The following is a 16,786-nucleotide window of genomic DNA, read 5'->3' as shown; positions in this document are numbered from 1 at the left end:
CGCACCGGCGCGGCCGGCACCTGGAGCACCGGCGTGCCGCCGGCTTTGGCGCCCTGACCCGTCAACGACACGGTGAACGCCGCCTCGGCGCCCTCAGCGGTGGTGAACGTCAGCGCACCGCCGGCCGGACCCTCACCAGTCGGAGCGAACCTCACCTGGACCGTGCACACCTTCCCCACGGCGAGTTCGACGGGGCAGTCGTTGGCCTGGGTGAACGCCCCACTGACCGCGATCACCCTCAACGGGATCGGCGCGTTGAGCCGGTTGGTCAACGTCACCGTACTCGCGTAGCTGACCTGACCGACCTGCACCGGCTCCGGCCAGACGATCCCGGTGGTACTCAACAGCGGACGAACCGTCGCGGTGGCCGAGGCGGTGTTGTTGGCCGGTTTGGGATCGGTCACCGCCACGCTGTAGCCGTGCGCCGAGGCCTTCAGCTCGGTGCCGCCGGCGGTGCCGGCCGGCACGGTCGCACTCACCTCCACCGTGGCGCTCCAGCCCGGCTCCAACACCTTGACCGTGTTGCGGAACCCGCCCTTGATCGGCGCGCACTGGCCCCGCCAGGTGTCACAGGTCGCCCCGGTGACGCTCTGAGGGATGAACACGTCCAGCCGCACATCGGTGGCCGCGTCGTCGCCCTTGTTGGTCACCGTGGCCGTCCAGGTCACCGTCGAACCCGGCCCCGGCTCACTCGCCGACACCTCTGTGGTGACCGCCAGATCAGCCCGCGCCGTGGTCGGGCTCAGCAGCAGCGCCCGGTCCTGCTGGATGAAGCCGTCGCGGTCCGGCGCGCGGTCACGCAGGAAACCCTTCACCAGGATCTGGCCCGAGATGTTGACGTCCAGCACGTGCCCTATACCCACGCACGGCTGGGTCGTCTTCGCGAAGTCCTCCGGGCACCACGGCCGAGACAGCGCATCGGCCAGTGGGTGTTTGGTGCCGTCCACCCACATCACCGGCGGCTTATACACGTTGAGATATGATCCCGGCTCGGAACCGACGATCAGCTCGTTGTCGTTGACCGCGGTCGCCTCACCCGCCCCCAGATCGGTCGGCTTGCCGTCCTTCCACACATAGGCGCGCTTGGTCGTTGTGTTCTCGTAGCGGCCGCACCGCAGAGTGCCGACCACCAGGCCGGTGTTGTTGAGGTCGGAGGTTTGGCCGGCCGTTCGGGCGCAGCCCTCGACCGTGCCCGCCAGTTTGGTGAGCACCCCATCGGCGTAGACCGCCGGACCCGTGTCCCGGGGAAGACCGTTGCCGTCCCGGCCGCCCAGCTCGTAGCCGCCCGTGACCGCGCCGTGATTGTTGATCCGCGAGTACCGGAACTGGTTCCACTCGTTGTGGTAGCCGCTCCAACCCGGGTCGTAGTCGGCGGGCATCGCAACCGCGGCCCCCCGATCCCACATCACGTACCTGGGCCCAGCCGTCTCCCCGAGCACCTGACCGTTGTCGTTCACCGCAAAAGCGTTGCCCCACAGGTTCGCCGAGCTGTTGCCCGCGTGCAGATCGGTGACCGAACCGTCGTTGCGCCAGATGACGGCGTGCTGGGAGTTGCCGCCGTTCACCGACGCCACAGCAGAGCCGGCCACCTCCCCGGCCTCGTTGATGCCGTATGCGCCGGTCTCGCACTTGGTCTCGCCGTCGGTGCAGGCCAGGCCGCCCAGCTCGGTGATGGTCCCGTCCTGCCAGCGCACCGCGTGCGCCTTGCCGTCCTGGCCGGTCACCGTGGCCGCGACCTGACCGCGATCGTTCAGCGTGTGCACCACGGTTTTCGAGGCGTCCCCGCCGGGCAGCGCGCCGATCTCGGTCACCGTGTAGGTGCCGAACCGCGCCTCCACCGTGTGCGCCTCGTTCATGGTCAGCGTCAGCGGACCCGGGCCTCGCTCCTTGCCGTCGACCGTCCAGCCGATCGGGACACGCCCGGCCTCCGGCGTCGCGATCACCTTCACCGTGCTGCCGGCCCGGTAGACCTCCCGCGCCGGCGATGCCGCCACCGAACCCCCCGGCCCGGCCGACAACGTCAACGCGAACTCACGGGTGTCGATCTGCTCGACCGTGATGTCGGCACCCGTGACCCGCATGCCCTGAGCGGTATCGGCCGTGACCGTGACGATGTAGAAGCCATCGGCCAGCGCCTCGCTGGTGGCGCCGTACACACCGTCACCGGCCTCGCCGGCGCCATCGTCGTTCAGGGTCAGCTCGCGCGCAACGCCGTCGTCACCGGTCACGGTGGCCCGCACCTGCGCCCCGGTAACCGGCCGACCGGCATCGGTCACCGTGGCCGACACCGTCACCCTGCCATCCGCCGACGACTGCTCGGACTTGGCCGTCACGGTCAGCGGGTTGCCCGCGACCCACGCGCTCGCAAGAGCCTCGACCGGCCCGGACCCGGCGTTGGTGATCTCCAGCTTCCACACCCCCGTCTGCGGGTTGTCCACACGCAGTCCCTGGAACGGCTCCTTGGCTGCGTCACTGCCCGGGGCGTAGGAAGCGGCCACAGCACCCGACGGGTCACGCAGCAGCATCCCCACCGTCGACGGCAGCGCCGTCACGGCGCCGAACGCCGCACCCTGCGGCACCTCCACCGGCACGGTCACCGTCGCGCCCGCACCCACCGTCGCCGAAGGAAACGCGAACACCGAATCAGTCACAGCCTCAGCCTCGGCCGCGGTCTCGGCGCTCACACCGGACTTACCCGGCCCACTCGCTTCACCGGCCGGCTGCTTTTCCGGCGCCGATTCAGGCGCGACCGGTGAGGGCCCCTCGTACTCGGGGCTGGTGGAAGAGTCAGCCGAAAGTCGCGGCGCGATGTAGTTGCGGTAATCCGAAGTCTTCTCGGTCATCGCGGTGTGTTCGCTTTTGGTGAGCACAATGTCCCGCAAGTTCCAGCCACTATCGGTTTTCCAGCGGGCACTAAGGGTTTCAACGACTCCGTCACTGCTGTCTTCGAAGTAGTGAACCGGAGCCGGGGAGAGGGAGCACACCAGTTTTCGGCCCACACCGACCAGGTTGGAGATCCGCACACCCCTGAAGTTGCCATGTGAATAGCCGTCCTTTTCTAACATGCGGTTCAACCCCCCCACGAAGGCGCTGGTGTTCTCACGCAACGCCGGCGCCCACCAATTAAGGGCCGTTGAGGCCCTGGCCGCCAAGTCCGCGCATTTAGATCCCGTGTTGGGAGTGCCCATCTGCAGAACGCGATGCACCACGGGCTTGCGGTCCAGCCCGATCGGCATAAAGTGAGACATATAGTATTTGACTATGTTTCCGCCCATGGAATGGGCGACCACCACGACCTTGTCGAAGCCCTTTTCTTCACGCAGGCCCTGAACAAAATGGTGCAGCGCGGAGGAGTTCTCCAGCATGGGTTTGGTTGGCTTTGTCCGGTCATCCGGATCGCCAGTGTTCATGGTGTTGACCCGGTATACCTCCTGCAGCGGGTTTTCGCCCTTCGCGATCGCTTCGAACGCGTCCCATCGATCCGCTGTGCTTCTGAAGCCGTGAACCAGAACCAGAGGCATCGGCTTGACCGTGACCGGCCGCTTCAATTCTTTGTCCACAGTGGCGATATATGTGTTGCCGCTGAAGAGCCGGGCGCTCAAGGAGCGATTCGAGCGCGGCCTGTGATCAAGCCAGGAGTAGCCCTTGGTATCCCAGATAAATGACCGCTCGACCGTCTCGCCGGGTTGGATGGTCAGATTGAACGTCCCACCCGGCAGGGGTTTACCGGTCCCTTCCTCGATCACCTGTAGCGTCCTACGCTGAGGCAGGTCACCGGGGTTGCTGGCCTGGAGGTTGACGCGGATCCTGTTGCCCTCGTATACCCCTCCCTCCGGCACCGGGACCCATGCCGTGGAAGGGGGAAGCTGCGTCAACAAGTCGATCGAGCGGATCTCGGGTTCGGCGAAACCCAGGTCGAGCAGGAAGGCGTGATCGTTCTCGTCGGCGGGGTAGCGGCCGATAACGGCGATCTGGCCGTGGTCGTTGATGCCGGTGGCACGGCTGAGGTTCACGTCCCAGCCCTCCGCCCGCACCAGGGTGCTCAGGTTGATTGCCTCACCCGGCAAATACATAGCGGCTTGTGGCGCGTCATTAGCGTCATACATCACTCCCACGCCGATGCCGGAGTTGTTGATCGCAGCCACCTTGCCGTACACCCTCTCCCCGGAAGGGGTGGTGCCCTGTTCCTGGGGTGTGCCACTCCTATCCCAGATGATGGGGATATCATTGGTGTTCCCCGGGTTGTCCACGTAGCCGGCGACCTGGCCATGGTCATTGACGTCGGTGGCCTGGGTTTTGGCAGTGCCGAACGTCAGACGGTCTCGGCTCATGACGAGGGGCTCGCCGGGCTTGGTCCGGAAGGCGGAAAAACCGATGAGCGGACCAGGGTCTATGTCGGCGAAACCGACGACCGTACCGTCATTGGCCAGCGCGGTAGGCTCCAAGTACTGACCCTTGAACGCTTGGAGCTTCAATACAGAACCGTCGGGATCGTGTACCCCGCCAGGGCCCGCGATTTGACCGCTGTCGTTGATAGCCGTTGCCGGAAAGTTTAGGCGAGTCGCTTTGCCATCTTTGACGAGGAAGCTGCTCGTGTCGTCAGTACCGACAAGCACGGCGCCGTGGTTGTTGATGTCCCTGGGATCGCTCACGTGGAAGTCGCCGCCGAGGCTCGCGTGAAGATCCGTGACGGATTCACGAGCAAACAGCACAGCTTTGGGATTTTTCCCGCTGGGGGAAGCAGGGTTCGGGAGCGTCCCAATGACCTGCCCCCTGTTGTTCAACTTGCGAAGTAGGCCCGAGGAGCTCTGAAGGTCGACCAGGTGGATGAGCTCGACTTCGGGCTCCGCGGCCGCTGGTTTCGCGTCCGGAGACGGTGCCGAGCCGGACGCGGCCAGCGCGGGCAAGGGCATGGCGAGGGAGCCGGCCACCACGGTGGCCAAGCCGGTCACCACGGCGATCAGAGGAGGTGCGATCAGCGGAGCGCAGGCACGACTGAATAACCAGTGCAAGGGAGTGACTCCATGACTATGGCCGTGCCCTCCGGGCACGGCCAGGGAATTTCCGCCGCCGATCGTGCCCGGTCGCACTTGTAGGTCACTCGGCCCGCCCTTGCAGCGAGCATGTAGCAGACCCCGCAGCGCCGCCGTGGTCAATCGAGAGTGCTCGGAGCGCAAGCGGAGCAACCAGGAAACCGCGGATACCAGATTCAGGGCCGGATGGCGCAGCATCGGCCTGCCCAGCCGGCTCGTGACCCTGCCGCGCAGGCATCGCGAGGAACGGGAAGCGGACCGGGCGAACGCCCGGCAGCTTTGGGAAGACGGGGGATGGGTGTTCGCGACCGCGACGGGCGAGCCGCTCAATCCGAACACCGACTACCACCAATGGAAAGTTCTACTCGCGGCGGCAGGGCTCGGAGACGCCCGGCTGCACGACGCCCGGCATGAGGAAGGAGACACGGGTCGGCGCCTTGTATGGCCAGCGGTGTCCTGCCCGCCGCAGACAAATACATCTGTTCTTTCCAGCGCTGGTTACTCGGCCACCTGGCCGGCATTACCAACCCTGAGCACGTCAAGACGATCCGCCTGTTTGCGACCTGGCGGGTCCTTCCCGCCCTTCGGGACCGCGCCGAATGGAGCAACATAACGCCGAGCATTCGCCGCAACGCGGCCGATCAGATCAAGTACGCGACGACATTCCTCACCTGGCTCGACCGGTGCGGTCAACGTAGACGATCGCGTCCATGATGGTGCGCAGGTCGTGTTCGGGTGGGCGGCCGCGACACGGGCACACGGTGGCCTTTCCAGCTCCGGCGTCCGTACAGCCACCGGCCGGCGACGGCGCACCGCCCGCGTCGATCGTCGTCGCGACGCTCTACCACCGTGACCGGCCGTTCGACGACGCGTTCGCGGACTTCTTCGACCGCTCCGTTCGGCCGGTGATGACCGAGGCCGGCGAGCACCCGGCGGTGGTTGCTCTGTGACGGCGGCCACCCGGGCTCCTCACATCGCCTCCGCGCGACGTGCCCCGGCCCTCAGCCCCACCCTCTTGTCAGCTGGTATGAGGTCCGCGGGGAGCCGGACGGTGAACACCGCCCCGGCTCCCGGGCGACCGTCCGCGGTGACGGTCCCGCCGTGGCCGTCCACCACCTCGCGGACGAGGGCGAGACCGAGACCCAGACCCCCGCTGCGGGACCCGCCGACGAACCGGGTGAAGAAACGTTCGGCGTCGCGCGGGTCGAGGCCCACGCCGTCGTCGCGGACGTCGAGCCGGACCGTCTCCGGGCCGCTGGAGAGGACCACCCAGATGTGGCCGCCCACACGGGTGTGGGTGAGCGCGTTGTCGAGGAGCGCGGAGATCACCCTGCGCAGCGCGGACTCCGCCCCGCGCACGACATGGCCGTCCGGCCCTTGACGCCATACCTCGATCGTCACGCCGTGCGCCGCGGCACGGGGCGCCTCGGCCAGGACGAGCTCCTCGGCCAGCGCGGCGAGGTCGACCGGGCCGAACGGCCGGCGAAGCTGCCCGGCCTGGGCCGACAGCAGCAGATCCTCGACCACGTCGCCCAGTTGCCGGGTGCCGTTCACCAGCTGGTCGACCTCGGCCGCGGCGCGAAGCGGGTCGGTCTCCCGCCGTAACCGCCGGGCGACGATCTGGGCGCGGATGTGCAGGCGGGTCAGCGGGGTGCGCAGCTCGTGGCTGACGTCCGCGGCGAACCGGCGCCGGCGGGCCAGGGCCTCACCCAGCGGCGCGATCGCCCCTCGGGCGACGACCTGGCCGATCATCAGCGCGGCCAGCAGGCCGGTGATCTCCGCGACGGCGAGCGTGCGCAACAGCCGGTGCCGTTCCGCGGCCTGGTAGCGAAGGTTCATCGCCGCCTGGACCGCCACGTCACCACGCCGCTGGGTGCGTACGAGATAGGACTGCCCGGCGATCTCGACCTGGGTGACCTGGGGTTCGCGTCCGGCCGCGACCTGGCGCAGCGCGGCACGCACCGGCAGCACCGCCGGTGCCCCAGGAGAGCTCAGTACGGTGCCGCCCCGCAGTTCGAACAGCCAGACGCAGGGCGGGGGCCGCGACAGGAGCGCGCGCTGGGCCGCGACGGCCAGATCACGCCGCGCGGAGACATCCTGGTCACTCACGATGACGCAGTACACCAGCCCTCCGACGAGCACGAGCATCACGGAGATCGCACCCGCCACCTGCGCGGTGATCCGGCGGCGAGCACGGGCCAGCAGGTATCGCTCCGGCTCGTGGGGCGGACGCCTCCTCACAGCCCGCCCAGGCGGTATCCCACACCTCGCACGGTGCGTACGACGTCCGCCCCCAGCTTGTTGCGCAGGTAGTAGACATAGGTGTCCACGATCGACTCCGTCTGGGCGCCGTCGAAGACACGCTGGCGCAGCGAGGCGCGCGTGTGCACCTGTCGCGGACGGGTCGCCAACGCGCGCAGCAGCCGGCACTCCTGCCTCGACAGCGTCACCTGTTCGCCGGTCGGCAGTCCCACGATGTGGGACTCGGGATCCAGCCAGCCCGCGCCGAGCGGCAGCAGCCCGGCGTGGTCGAGGTTCCTGCGGTGCAGCGCCCGCACTCTCGCCAGCAACTCCTCGATCTCGAATGGTTTGACCAGATAGTCCTCGGCGCCCGCGTCGAGCCCGGTGACCCGGTCGGCGACCGTGCCGAAGGCGCTCAGCACGAGCACCGGCACGGTGACGGCCCGCCGGCGCAGCCGGGTCAGCAACTCGATGCCGTCGACCGCCGGGAGGCCCCGGTCGACGATCATCACATCGTACGAGCGGCTCAGGCCCAGGTGCAGGCCGCGCTGTCCCTCCAAGGCCAGGTCGACCGTGTATCCCTGCTCGGTGAACAATCCGACCAGCATGTACCCGAGCTCGCGGTCGTCCTCGACGAGGAGCAGCCGACGAGCGGGCGGGCTGGATATCGCCGATGTCGCAGCCACCAAGCAACCGTGACATTCCTCCCAGCGAATTTCCAGCGTTTCCACAATAATTGAAAATTACATAGTTATGCCCAAAAGTAGTCGGGCGATCACAAGACGATATTCATCCTGCATTCACGGCGTGCGACGTATCCACGGTGTTCGGGCGTCACGAGGAAAGAGATCTCTCGAGCCGTTCCTCCGAGGAGCGCGCGGGCCCGGATCCGTGCGCGCGCTCGTGGCGCTCCGGCAGCGCCAGTTTGTACAGCGGCAGGGCCCCCGCGGTGGTGATGACGGCCACCAGCACGAGGATGGCGAAGAGCTCCTGCGTGATCATGCCCTGCGCCAGGCCGATGTTGATGAAGATGAGGATCATCAACCCTCGCGCGTTCATGAGCGCCCCCACCGCGCAGGACTCGCGCCAGCCGAATCCCAGGGCCCTCATCGACAACGAGCAGCCGAGGTACTTCCCGCAGAAACCCGCGGCGAGGATCGCGGCGAACGCCAGCAGCATGGGGCCGCCGGTGATGCCGTCGAGATGGGTGTTCAGCCCGGAGAAGGCGAAGAAGATCGGTAGCAGCAGCGTCGAGACGACGTCCATCATGCGCTCGTGCAGCGCCCGGCGGAACGCCGGGTCGCGGGGCATCGCCAGCCCGGCGACAAAACCGCCGAAGACCGCGTAGACCCCGATCCAGTCGGTGAGCCAGCCCGCGGTGAGCGGGACGAGGACGACGACGTACATGGCGCCGGGGCCGATCCGCCCGGTCCGCGCGACGCTCTCGCCCAGGGGTCGCAGCAGCGGCGCGACCACCTTCAGCATGACCACCGCGAACAGCGCCGCCAGGACGATGGTGCGCACCGCGTCGCCGGGACCCGCGTTGAGGCGGATCGCCGACAGCACGGCGAGGAGGCACCAGGCGAGGGCGTCGTCGATGGAGGCCGCCACCAGGGTCAGCCTTCCGAGGGGGGAGTTCTCCAGCCCACGCTCGTACAGGATCCTGGCCAGCATGGGAAACGCGGTCAGCGACAGCGCTCCCCCGAGGAACAGGGCGAACTCCCACCGGCTGACGTCGGGACGCGAGAGCATGTCCCACAGGAGCAGGCCGACGCAGAAGCCGAGGGTGAGCGCGGGGACGATGCCGGCGACCGCCAGGGTCGCCGCCCGGCGGCCCTGGCCGGGCGCCTCCGCGCCGTGCCCCAGCCCCGCCCCCACCAGGAACATGTACAGCGTCAGCCCGATGGTGCTCAACACGTACAGGACCGGCCTGACGTCGGCGGGAAACACGGCCGCCTGGGCCTCGGGGAACAACGCGCCGAACAGCGTCGGGCCGAGGAGGACGCCGGCGACCATCTCGCCGAGGACGCGCGGTTGCATCATCATGAGCGCCAGCCGGCCGCATACCGCCGCGGCCAGCAGGACGACGACCAGGGCGGGCAGGACCTTGAGGATCAGTTCAAGGTTCGGGTCACCGGCGGTGACCTGTGCCAGTACGGGCATGCTGTCTCTCCGCTCGTGCTTCGGGCGATCATCTGCTTTCCGTGGCGGCCAGGCGGTCGGCTTCCGTGAAGTGGCGCTCACACAGCCGCTGGCGGCGCGCGTCCCAGACCATGTAGGTGCCGAGAACGAGTTGCACGAGGCTGCGCCAGACGTCCTCCCAGCGGTCGCGGAACCGCATGAACACCAGCGTCGCCCGATGGGCCGCCCTCCTGGGGGCACCCCTCGGCACCAGCAGGCACGGTCCCCGGTTGGGCATCGACCGGGTGTGGGAGGCGGAGGTGTCGAGAGTGTAGGCGCGCACGACCTCCCGCGCCGCGACCCGCATGGTGATCGGCGCCAGCCGCCAGGCGGGGCAGGGACGGTTGGCGGCGACGCCGAACGGGATGTGGTTGAGTTCCCGGACCGCGGGCCGGTCCTGGCGGGTACGGCCTGAGTCCTCCGGCTTCGGCGGGACCTGGTGTGAACGGTCCAGATGCGAGTAGTTCGCGTGCGAGCGGTCCGCGGCGAACCGGCCGGGATCGAACCGGCCGGGATCGGAGAAACCCTCGCGGTGGAAGGCTGGGTAGTCGAAGCACAGCACCGAGCCGGCCGGGATCGTCGTGCGCTCGTCGAGGGAGATGTCGCCGGTGGTGACCCGGTGGGCGATGCCGAAGAGCGGGTAGAGCCGCAGCGTCTCGGAGATGACGCGGTCGAGGTGGCGGTCGTCGCCCGTGAGCACCCCTGCCTGGGCGTCCGGGTGCTGGGCGAGGACCATCAGCAGGTGGGCCATGGCCTCCGACATCTGGACGACCGCGGTGTTGAAGAAGGTCCCCTGCAGATAGAGGACCTGCTCCCTGGCCGACAACCCCGCGGGGAGCCGGTCTCGCACCCGGGGCAGCAGGCCGGCGAGATACCGGGTCAGCCGGTCGCGCCGGTCCATGTGCCGCAGCCCGCAGCACTTGAGCGCGGTGACGACGTCGTCCGCGTTGCCCACGATCAGGTCACGCGCCGCCGGCGGGCACGGCTCACCGAAGACGAGCTCGTAGTAGAACTCCGCCCAGACCGGCATCATCAGGTCGCGCAGCCGGACCAGGCCACCCGCGTCCCGCAGCGTCCGGGCGACGCAGCGGCGGGTGAGCTCCTCGGCCTCCACCCGCGGCACGGACAGGAAGCCTCGGGTGGCACGGGCGACCGCGTCGTACCGCTCCCCCGCCTCAAGGTGTTCCTGGTGGATCTCCGCGCCGGGCGACAGCCAGTACCAGAACAGGTCCGACAGCGCGGCCCCCCTGCTCCGGCCGTCGGCCGCCGGATGGGAGTAGAGCTCCCTGAACCTCTCGACGCCGACCAGGTCTCCGGGGACGGTGATCCCCTCCTCCCCGTTGATGCGGGCGAAGACCCGCGTCCGCAACGCCACGATCCTGGCCGGGAGCCATCGGGGCAGGCTCAGCACGGCGGCGACGGCGACCGCGACCGCCACCCCCCTGACCGGCGCGGTCACCGACATGACCGTCGCACCATGCCCGGATCGAGGTCGTGGACCGACGCGCAGCCGCACAGGGTGAGCGCCTGCTCGACCTCCGAGCGAAGCAGGTCGAGCACGCGGGTCACGCCGCGCTCGCCGTCCGCGGCCAGACCCCAGATCACCGGGCGGCCGACCGCGACCGCGCCGGCGCCCAGCGCCATCGCCTTCAGCACGTCGGTACCGCGCCGGACGCCTCCGTCCATCAGCACGGGGACGGCCCCGCCGACGGCGGCCACGATCTCCGGCAGCAGGTCGACGGCGGCCGGGACCGTGTCGAGCTGGCGGCCGCCGTGGTTGGACACCAGCAGCCCCGAGACACCGTGGCCGAGCGCGAGACGCGCGTCGGCGGGATGCGCGACGCCCTTGAGGATGATCGGGAGCGTCGTCATCTCCCTGAGCAGGTCGATGTGCTCCCAGGAGATCTCCGGCGACATGACGATCGGCCGTACCCGCCCGCCGTCGCGCAGGTTCTCGCAGGCCATCCCCTCGGGCAGGTCCCAGAAGCCGTGGTGCCGCTCCCGGTCCCGCAGGCCGCGGGCCGGTGAGTCCACCGTGACGACCAGCGCCCGGCACCCGGCCGCCTCGGCGCGCCGCACGAGCGTCTCGGTGAAGGCCATGTCCGGCTGGACGTAGAGCTGGAACCACAGGGTGGCCTCGGGCGCCGCAGCGGCCACCTCCCCGACGGCGACGGTGGAGGCCATGCTCACGATCATGATCGTCCCCGTGGCGGCCGCCGCCCGCGCGGTGGCCCGCTCGCCCTCGGGGTCGGCGAGCCGGTGGAACGCGGTCGGCGCCACCAGCACGGGCATCGCCGCCCGGCCGCCGGGCAGGGTGACGTCGGTCCGGGGCCTGCCGGCTCCGCGCAGCACCCGCGGCAGCAGGGAGAGCCTCCCGAACGCGGCCTCGTTGGCCCGTACGGTGACCTCCTCCCCGGCCCCGCCCGCGAAGTAGTCGTAGTGCTCCGGGGCGAGGCGCGCGCGGGCCGCGGCCTCGAACTCACGCGGGGTCCACGGGACAGCCGGGGGCGGGATCACCGGTGTACCCGTGTCCGTCACGTGCGGGGACTCGCCCGCCATCCGCGTCGTTCCCACGCCTGTCACGCCGGTAGCGAGGCGGTCTGGCGGGCGAAGAACGCCCGGAGCGGTTCGAGGTGAATCTCCCGGGAGGTCCAGTCGTTCTCCAGGTTCTCGGTGACGTGGTGCACGACCGGCGGCGCGCCGGCCCGGTGGTGCCGCACCACCGGATGCAGATAGTGGCCCTCGGCGGCGCGCTCGGCGTCGTTCTGCCGGATCCGGCCCACCTCGACGTCGAACGGATCGACCTTGTCGTGCTCGGGCCCGTACTCCAATGTGATCGTGAAGTGGCCGCCGTCGCCGATCGGCGGGCCCTCCAGGTCGACCGGCAGCTCCTCCAGATAGCGCGCCCCGCCGTGGCCGTCGAGGACGACGACGTCGCCCAGCAGCCCGAACTGCTGCCACAGCGCCGAACTGCGGTTGACCCGTTCGAGCACCGCCGCCGCGAGCGCCTCCGGATCGGCCGGGAGCTCGCGGCCGGGCCATTCGGCGTCGTGGTACCTGTTCTCCAGGACGCGGTGCAGTGCCCGGGTGCCGTACCGGAAACCGTGTATGAACCCGCTGGTGCCACGCTTGAAGTCGCGGGACTGTGTCAGGGTCCCCGCGAAGTAGAGGTCGGGCACGTTGACCGACTCGTAGGCGGGGGTGAGCGCGGGAAACCTGTCGTTGATCATCAGGTCCGGACGGCACTCGTCGGAGAAGATCGAGGCGTCGATCCGGAAGCCGGTGCAGACCAGAACCCTGTCGTAGGGGATGTCCTTGGTGACCTCGTCGGCGCGGACGAAACTCACCGTCACCAGGTACGAGCCGTCGGCCTGGCGCTCGATCCGCTTGACGTCGCCGTCCAGCAGCGCGTTCTGGGACTTGAGCTGGTAGGTGTCGAGGAAGTTGTTGTTGACCGCGCGCAGGTTCCCGACGAAGTGGGTGCGCCACGCCATCCGGACGGACTTCGGCCCGGCGACGTGGATCACCGCGGCCGTCTCGACCAGGCTGTCGGCCGTCTCGAACGCCGAGTTGCCCTTGCCGATGACGAGCACCCGCTGGTTCACGTAGTCGGACGGGTCGGTGGAGAAGGTGTCGTACGGTTCGGCCGTCTCGATGCCCGGTATCGGCGGCACGTTGGGCCGGCTGACCCCGGTCGCGACGACCAGCCGTCTGGTCTCGTGGGTCCGGCCGAGCTCGTCGCTCACCAGGAAGTGGCCGCTGCCGGAGGCACGGGTGACCTGGCAGACCCGGGCGTCGTAGGCGACGCGCAGGTCGCAGGCCGCGGCGAAGTCGGCGAGATAGCGGACCATGTCGTCGGCATCGGGGAAGTAGCGGTCGCTGTAGCGGGTGAACAGCAGGCCGGGATCGTCCGACAGCAGCGAGTTCCAGTCCATCCGGAGGTTGAGCTCCGGGTCGTCCGAACCGGTGTACCTCTTGTTGATCGAGATGAGCCGGCGGTGGCGCGGGAAGGTCCGGAAGAACGTGCCCGGCGCGGGGCCCGCCTCCAGGATCAGGTAGCTCCGCCCCGCCTTGCCGAGAAGGTATCCCAGCTGCAGCCCCGCGGGGCCGGCACCGATCACCACGTAGTCCAGGGCATTGTCCGGCACGTACACCTCCGTCACAGCGATCCGGTCGAACGGACGCCATCAGTGTTGGCGGGTGATTCTCAGAGAAGGATCAGAGAGCCGACCGGCCGGGCAGATCCAGCAGCGCGCGCTTGTCGGGCTTGCCGCTCGCGGCGACCGGGACGGAAGACATGATCGTGATCGTCCGGGGGACGCTGTTCTCGCCGAGTTCGGCGCGCACCAGCGCGGCCAGCGCGGCGCGGTCCGGGCCCCTGCCCGCGGTCGGCACGACGAACGCGTGGACGGCCTCTCCGGTCAGCTCGTCCGGGGCCCCGGCCACGTAGGCCTCGCCGACGTCGGGATGACCGCTCAGCACCCGCTCGATGGGCCCCGCGTACACCACCATCGCGTTGACCATGATCACGTCGCGGGTGCGGCCGACCAGGTGCAGGAAACCCTTCTCGTCCAGGTGCCCGAGGTCCCGGGTGCGCAGCCAGCCGTCCCGCAGGATGTCACGAGTCTCCTCCGGATTCCCCCAGTAACCCGACATCAGGTACGGGCTGCGTACGTGGATCTCACCGGTGCCTCCCCCGGCCACCTCGCGGTCCCCCTCGTCGCGCACGCTGAGCTCGACGCCCGGGCACAGCCGGCCGACCGAGGACAGGGCGTGGTCCGGGAACGCGGCGATGTCCCCGGGAGTGAGCACCGAGATCAAGCCCCCCTCGGTCTGCCCGTACCCCTGGTAGACCACGGGCCCGAGCCGGTCCACCGCCTCGGCCAGACGCCCCGGGCCGATCGGCGATCCGGAGACCATCAGCGCGCGCAGGCAGCCGACGTCGACCGGCTCGTCCCGAAGCAGGTCGAGCATCTGGCACAGCCGGGGCACGGTCACGATGGAGCCGGTGATCCGGTGACGTTCGATCGCGTACGGGAACAGGGGCCGCCCGTCGTCCTCGGGGATCACCGCGGTGCCGCCGCCCAGCAGGCACAGCCCCAGGAAGTCCAGGACCACGATGCTGGCCAGGGTGCCGAACAACAGGCAGCGCCCGAAGCCCGTGGCGAGCTCGTCCGTGACCGGGGACCACACGCGGGGCTGCCACGACCAGTGCTCGCCGAGCGCGCGATAAGTGATCGCGCAGCCTTTGGGGCGGCCGGTACTGCCGCTGGTGAAGCTCAGGGCGGCCACATCGTCCGGACGGGCGGCGCAGGCGAGCGGCCGCCTCTCGTCGGCGCAGGCGAGCAGGTCGATCGCCGCGAAGGGGGACCGGCCGGGCACCTCGGGGCACGGCCCGAGCGACAGCAGCGTGACGGGTCCGGCGGCCCCGAGCAGCTCCGGCGTCACGGTGGACCGATCGACGAGAAGCGCGTCGACTCCCATCCCGAACACATGGGCGAGCTGGGCCGGCGGGTAGCCGGGCCGGATGCCCATGACCCGACAGCCCAGCGCGTGGGCGGCCATGTGGGCGGCGAACGCCTCGGGGGAGACGCCCGTGCGGATGGCGACGGCCCTGCCGGGGCCCAGCCCGGCATCGAGCATCGCCCCCGCCAGTCGTCGGATGATCTCCAGTAGCTCGCCTCGCGAGACGATCCTGTCCCCCTGCTCGAAGGCCGGGCCGCCGGGTGAGCTCCGCAGCGCTTCGAGAAGGGGGTGCGGGAACGGCGGCTCGGCGGGAACGTTCACGGTCGGCTCCTCTGGTCTCACGCGGGTCACCGCGGCGTCTCCGCGATTCCGAATCTCTTCTGGTGCCTGTTCCGGTCTCTTCCGAGGGGTTTCCGGGACCCTCACAGGTCCCTGCGGCGGCTTTTGGACTCGCCTGTAGCGGCCATGCCGCCGGATGACCGGCATGGCGCTCACCACGAAACTAGACAGCGCAGATCAGAGAATCATCAGAGATCCCGCCCGACCGGCCGCCGGTCGTCGTGCTGCCGTCCGGCAGGCGCCGGGTGTGGGAGATCGGCCTGCCCCTGCTCGCCGGGGATCTCGTGGTAGACGCGGCGCTCACCCGGGCAGATCTGGGCGAGGAACCCTGTGGCGAGGCATGGCACCGACGATCGGGAGCACCAGAATGGCCAGCACGCCACCGATCCACAACACGCTCACCGTTGAGGCGGTGTCGACCACCAGGCCGCCGGCGAGGGCGCCCAGGGCGATGGACAGGTTGAACATCGACACGTACAGGGAGGACGCGGCCTCGGTGGCCGTCGGCGCGGCGTTCAGGATCCAGGTCTGGAAGGTGACCGGGACGGCGCCGTAGCCCAGACCCCAGACGATGAGTATCGCGGCCACCGAGAAGGTGTTGTGGTCGGTCACCGCGAGGGCGGCCATGGCCGCGGTGAGGAGTACGGAGATGCCGCACACGGTCTGCCGGAGACGCTTGGTGATCAGGGCGCCGGCGATGAAGTTGCCGCAGATGCCGGCGATGCCGAAGACCAGCAGCAGCACACTGATCATGCCGTCCGCCACACCGTCGTGCTGGAGGATGGGCCGGACGAAGGTGTAGGCGGTGAAGTGCCCGGTGATGACCAGGAAGGTCATGGCGATGCCGACGCGTACCGCGCTGTGCGTCCGGAACACCCGTGGCAGGGCCCCGAAGGTCATCGTGCGCTCCGGTGCCACCTTCGGCATCACGACGACCATGCAGACCAGCGAGATCAGACCGAGCACACCCACGACCGCGAACGCGGTTCGCCAGCCGCTGAGGTCGCCGACCAGAGTGCCCGCGGGCACACCCAGCACGGAGGCGGTCTCGACGCCGCCGAAGACGACGGCGGTGGCCCGCACGACGTGGTGCTTCGGGACCAGACGCAGGGCGATGGCGCCGGCCAGGGACCAGAAGCCGCCGACGCTGATGCCGATCAGAAAGCGGGCCAGCAGGACGACGGCGAAACTCGTGGCGAAGGCGGAGGCGAGGTTGGCCGCGCCCATCATCCCGATCAGCACGGCCAGCACCAGCCGGCGGTCGATCCTGGCGGTGGCCACGGTGACCAATGGTGCCGCGACGGCGGCGACCAGCCCAGGCACGGTGACCATGAGCGCGGTGGTGCCCTCGGAGACGTCCAGCGCGGTGCCGATCGGGGTGAGGAGTCCGACGGGCAGCAGTTCGGAGGTCATCAGGGCGAAGATTCCCAGCGTCACGGCGAGGATCGCGAGCCAGCCCCGGACCGGTGAGGGGCTCGTCTCCCGGGCCACGTCCGGTGGCGGGAAGTCGACGGATGTCATGCTGT

11 protein-coding genes are annotated in these 16,786 nt (G+C 69.4%); 2 read left to right on the top strand and 9 right to left on the bottom strand.

Going from position 1 to position 16,786, the window contains the following annotated elements:
- Window positions 1-5,012 (bottom strand): alpha/beta fold hydrolase (locus tag AB0K21_RS37140; protein WP_364156735.1); only part of this gene is annotated, 5,012 nt, incomplete at its 3' end.
- A gap of 462 nt (window positions 5,013-5,474) precedes the next feature.
- On the opposite strand from AB0K21_RS37140, the gene AB0K21_RS37135 reads away from it, so the two are divergent.
- Both AB0K21_RS37135 and AB0K21_RS37130 read left to right on the top strand, forming a co-directional pair.
- The gene (locus tag AB0K21_RS37135) at window positions 5,475-5,747 is read left to right on the top strand and encodes a hypothetical protein (protein WP_343977012.1); all 273 of its coding nucleotides are present in this window, start codon (window positions 5,475-5,477) and stop codon (window positions 5,745-5,747) included.
- Between the two features lie 47 nt (window positions 5,748-5,794).
- Window positions 5,795-5,983, top strand: a complete 189-nt coding sequence (locus tag AB0K21_RS37130) for a hypothetical protein (protein ID WP_364156732.1) — start codon at window positions 5,795-5,797, stop codon at window positions 5,981-5,983.
- Window positions 5,984-6,002: 19 nt separating this feature from the next.
- On the opposite strand, the gene AB0K21_RS37125 is transcribed toward AB0K21_RS37130, so the two are convergent.
- The 8 genes from AB0K21_RS37125 to AB0K21_RS37090 form a co-directional block, all read right to left on the bottom strand.
- Window positions 6,003-7,274 (bottom strand): HAMP domain-containing sensor histidine kinase, encoded by a 1,272-nt coding sequence (locus AB0K21_RS37125; protein ID WP_364156729.1) that lies wholly within the window; start codon window positions 7,272-7,274, stop codon window positions 6,003-6,005.
- The gene (locus tag AB0K21_RS37120) at window positions 7,271-7,960 is read right to left on the bottom strand and encodes a response regulator transcription factor (RefSeq protein WP_343977021.1); all 690 of its coding nucleotides are present in this window, start codon (window positions 7,958-7,960) and stop codon (window positions 7,271-7,273) included. The genes AB0K21_RS37125 and AB0K21_RS37120 overlap by 4 nt, the downstream gene beginning before the upstream one ends.
- Window positions 7,961-8,108: 148 nt before the next feature.
- Complete coding sequence (locus tag AB0K21_RS37115) at window positions 8,109-9,437, bottom strand: cation:proton antiporter (protein WP_364156724.1); 1,329 nt, start codon at window positions 9,435-9,437, stop codon at window positions 8,109-8,111.
- 28 nt (window positions 9,438-9,465) lie between these two features.
- On the bottom strand, window positions 9,466-10,920 hold the full coding sequence (locus tag AB0K21_RS37110) for a cytochrome P450 (protein WP_364156721.1): 1,455 nt from the start codon (window positions 10,918-10,920) through the stop codon (window positions 9,466-9,468).
- Entirely contained in the window at window positions 10,911-12,038 is a 1,128-nt protein-coding gene (locus AB0K21_RS37105) for an alpha-hydroxy acid oxidase (RefSeq protein ID WP_364156718.1), read from the bottom strand. Before AB0K21_RS37105 ends, AB0K21_RS37110 begins: the two co-directional genes overlap by 10 nt.
- Window positions 12,035-13,603, bottom strand: a complete 1,569-nt coding sequence (locus AB0K21_RS37100; protein WP_364156715.1) for an NAD(P)-binding domain-containing protein — start codon at window positions 13,601-13,603, stop codon at window positions 12,035-12,037. The genes AB0K21_RS37105 and AB0K21_RS37100 overlap by 4 nt, the downstream gene beginning before the upstream one ends.
- Window positions 13,604-13,673: 70 nt before the next feature.
- Window positions 13,674-15,242 carry an AMP-binding protein gene (locus AB0K21_RS37095; protein ID WP_364156712.1) on the bottom strand — a complete coding sequence of 523 codons (1,569 nt, stop codon included), beginning with the start codon at window positions 15,240-15,242 and terminating at the stop codon, window positions 13,674-13,676.
- Between the two features lie 318 nt (window positions 15,243-15,560).
- Window positions 15,561-16,781, bottom strand: coding sequence for an MFS transporter (locus tag AB0K21_RS37090; RefSeq protein WP_364156709.1), 1,221 nt, complete (start codon window positions 16,779-16,781; stop codon window positions 15,561-15,563).
- Window positions 16,782-16,786 lie beyond the last annotated feature (5 nt).

It is taken from the genome of Streptosporangium sp. NPDC049248 (assembly GCF_040678965.1).
GTDB classification, from domain to species: Bacteria; Actinomycetota; Actinomycetes; order Streptosporangiales; family Streptosporangiaceae; genus Streptosporangium; species Streptosporangium fukuiense.
The sequence above is the reverse complement of the archived record's forward strand: the minus strand, read 5'-3'. Positions and strand labels throughout refer to the sequence as shown.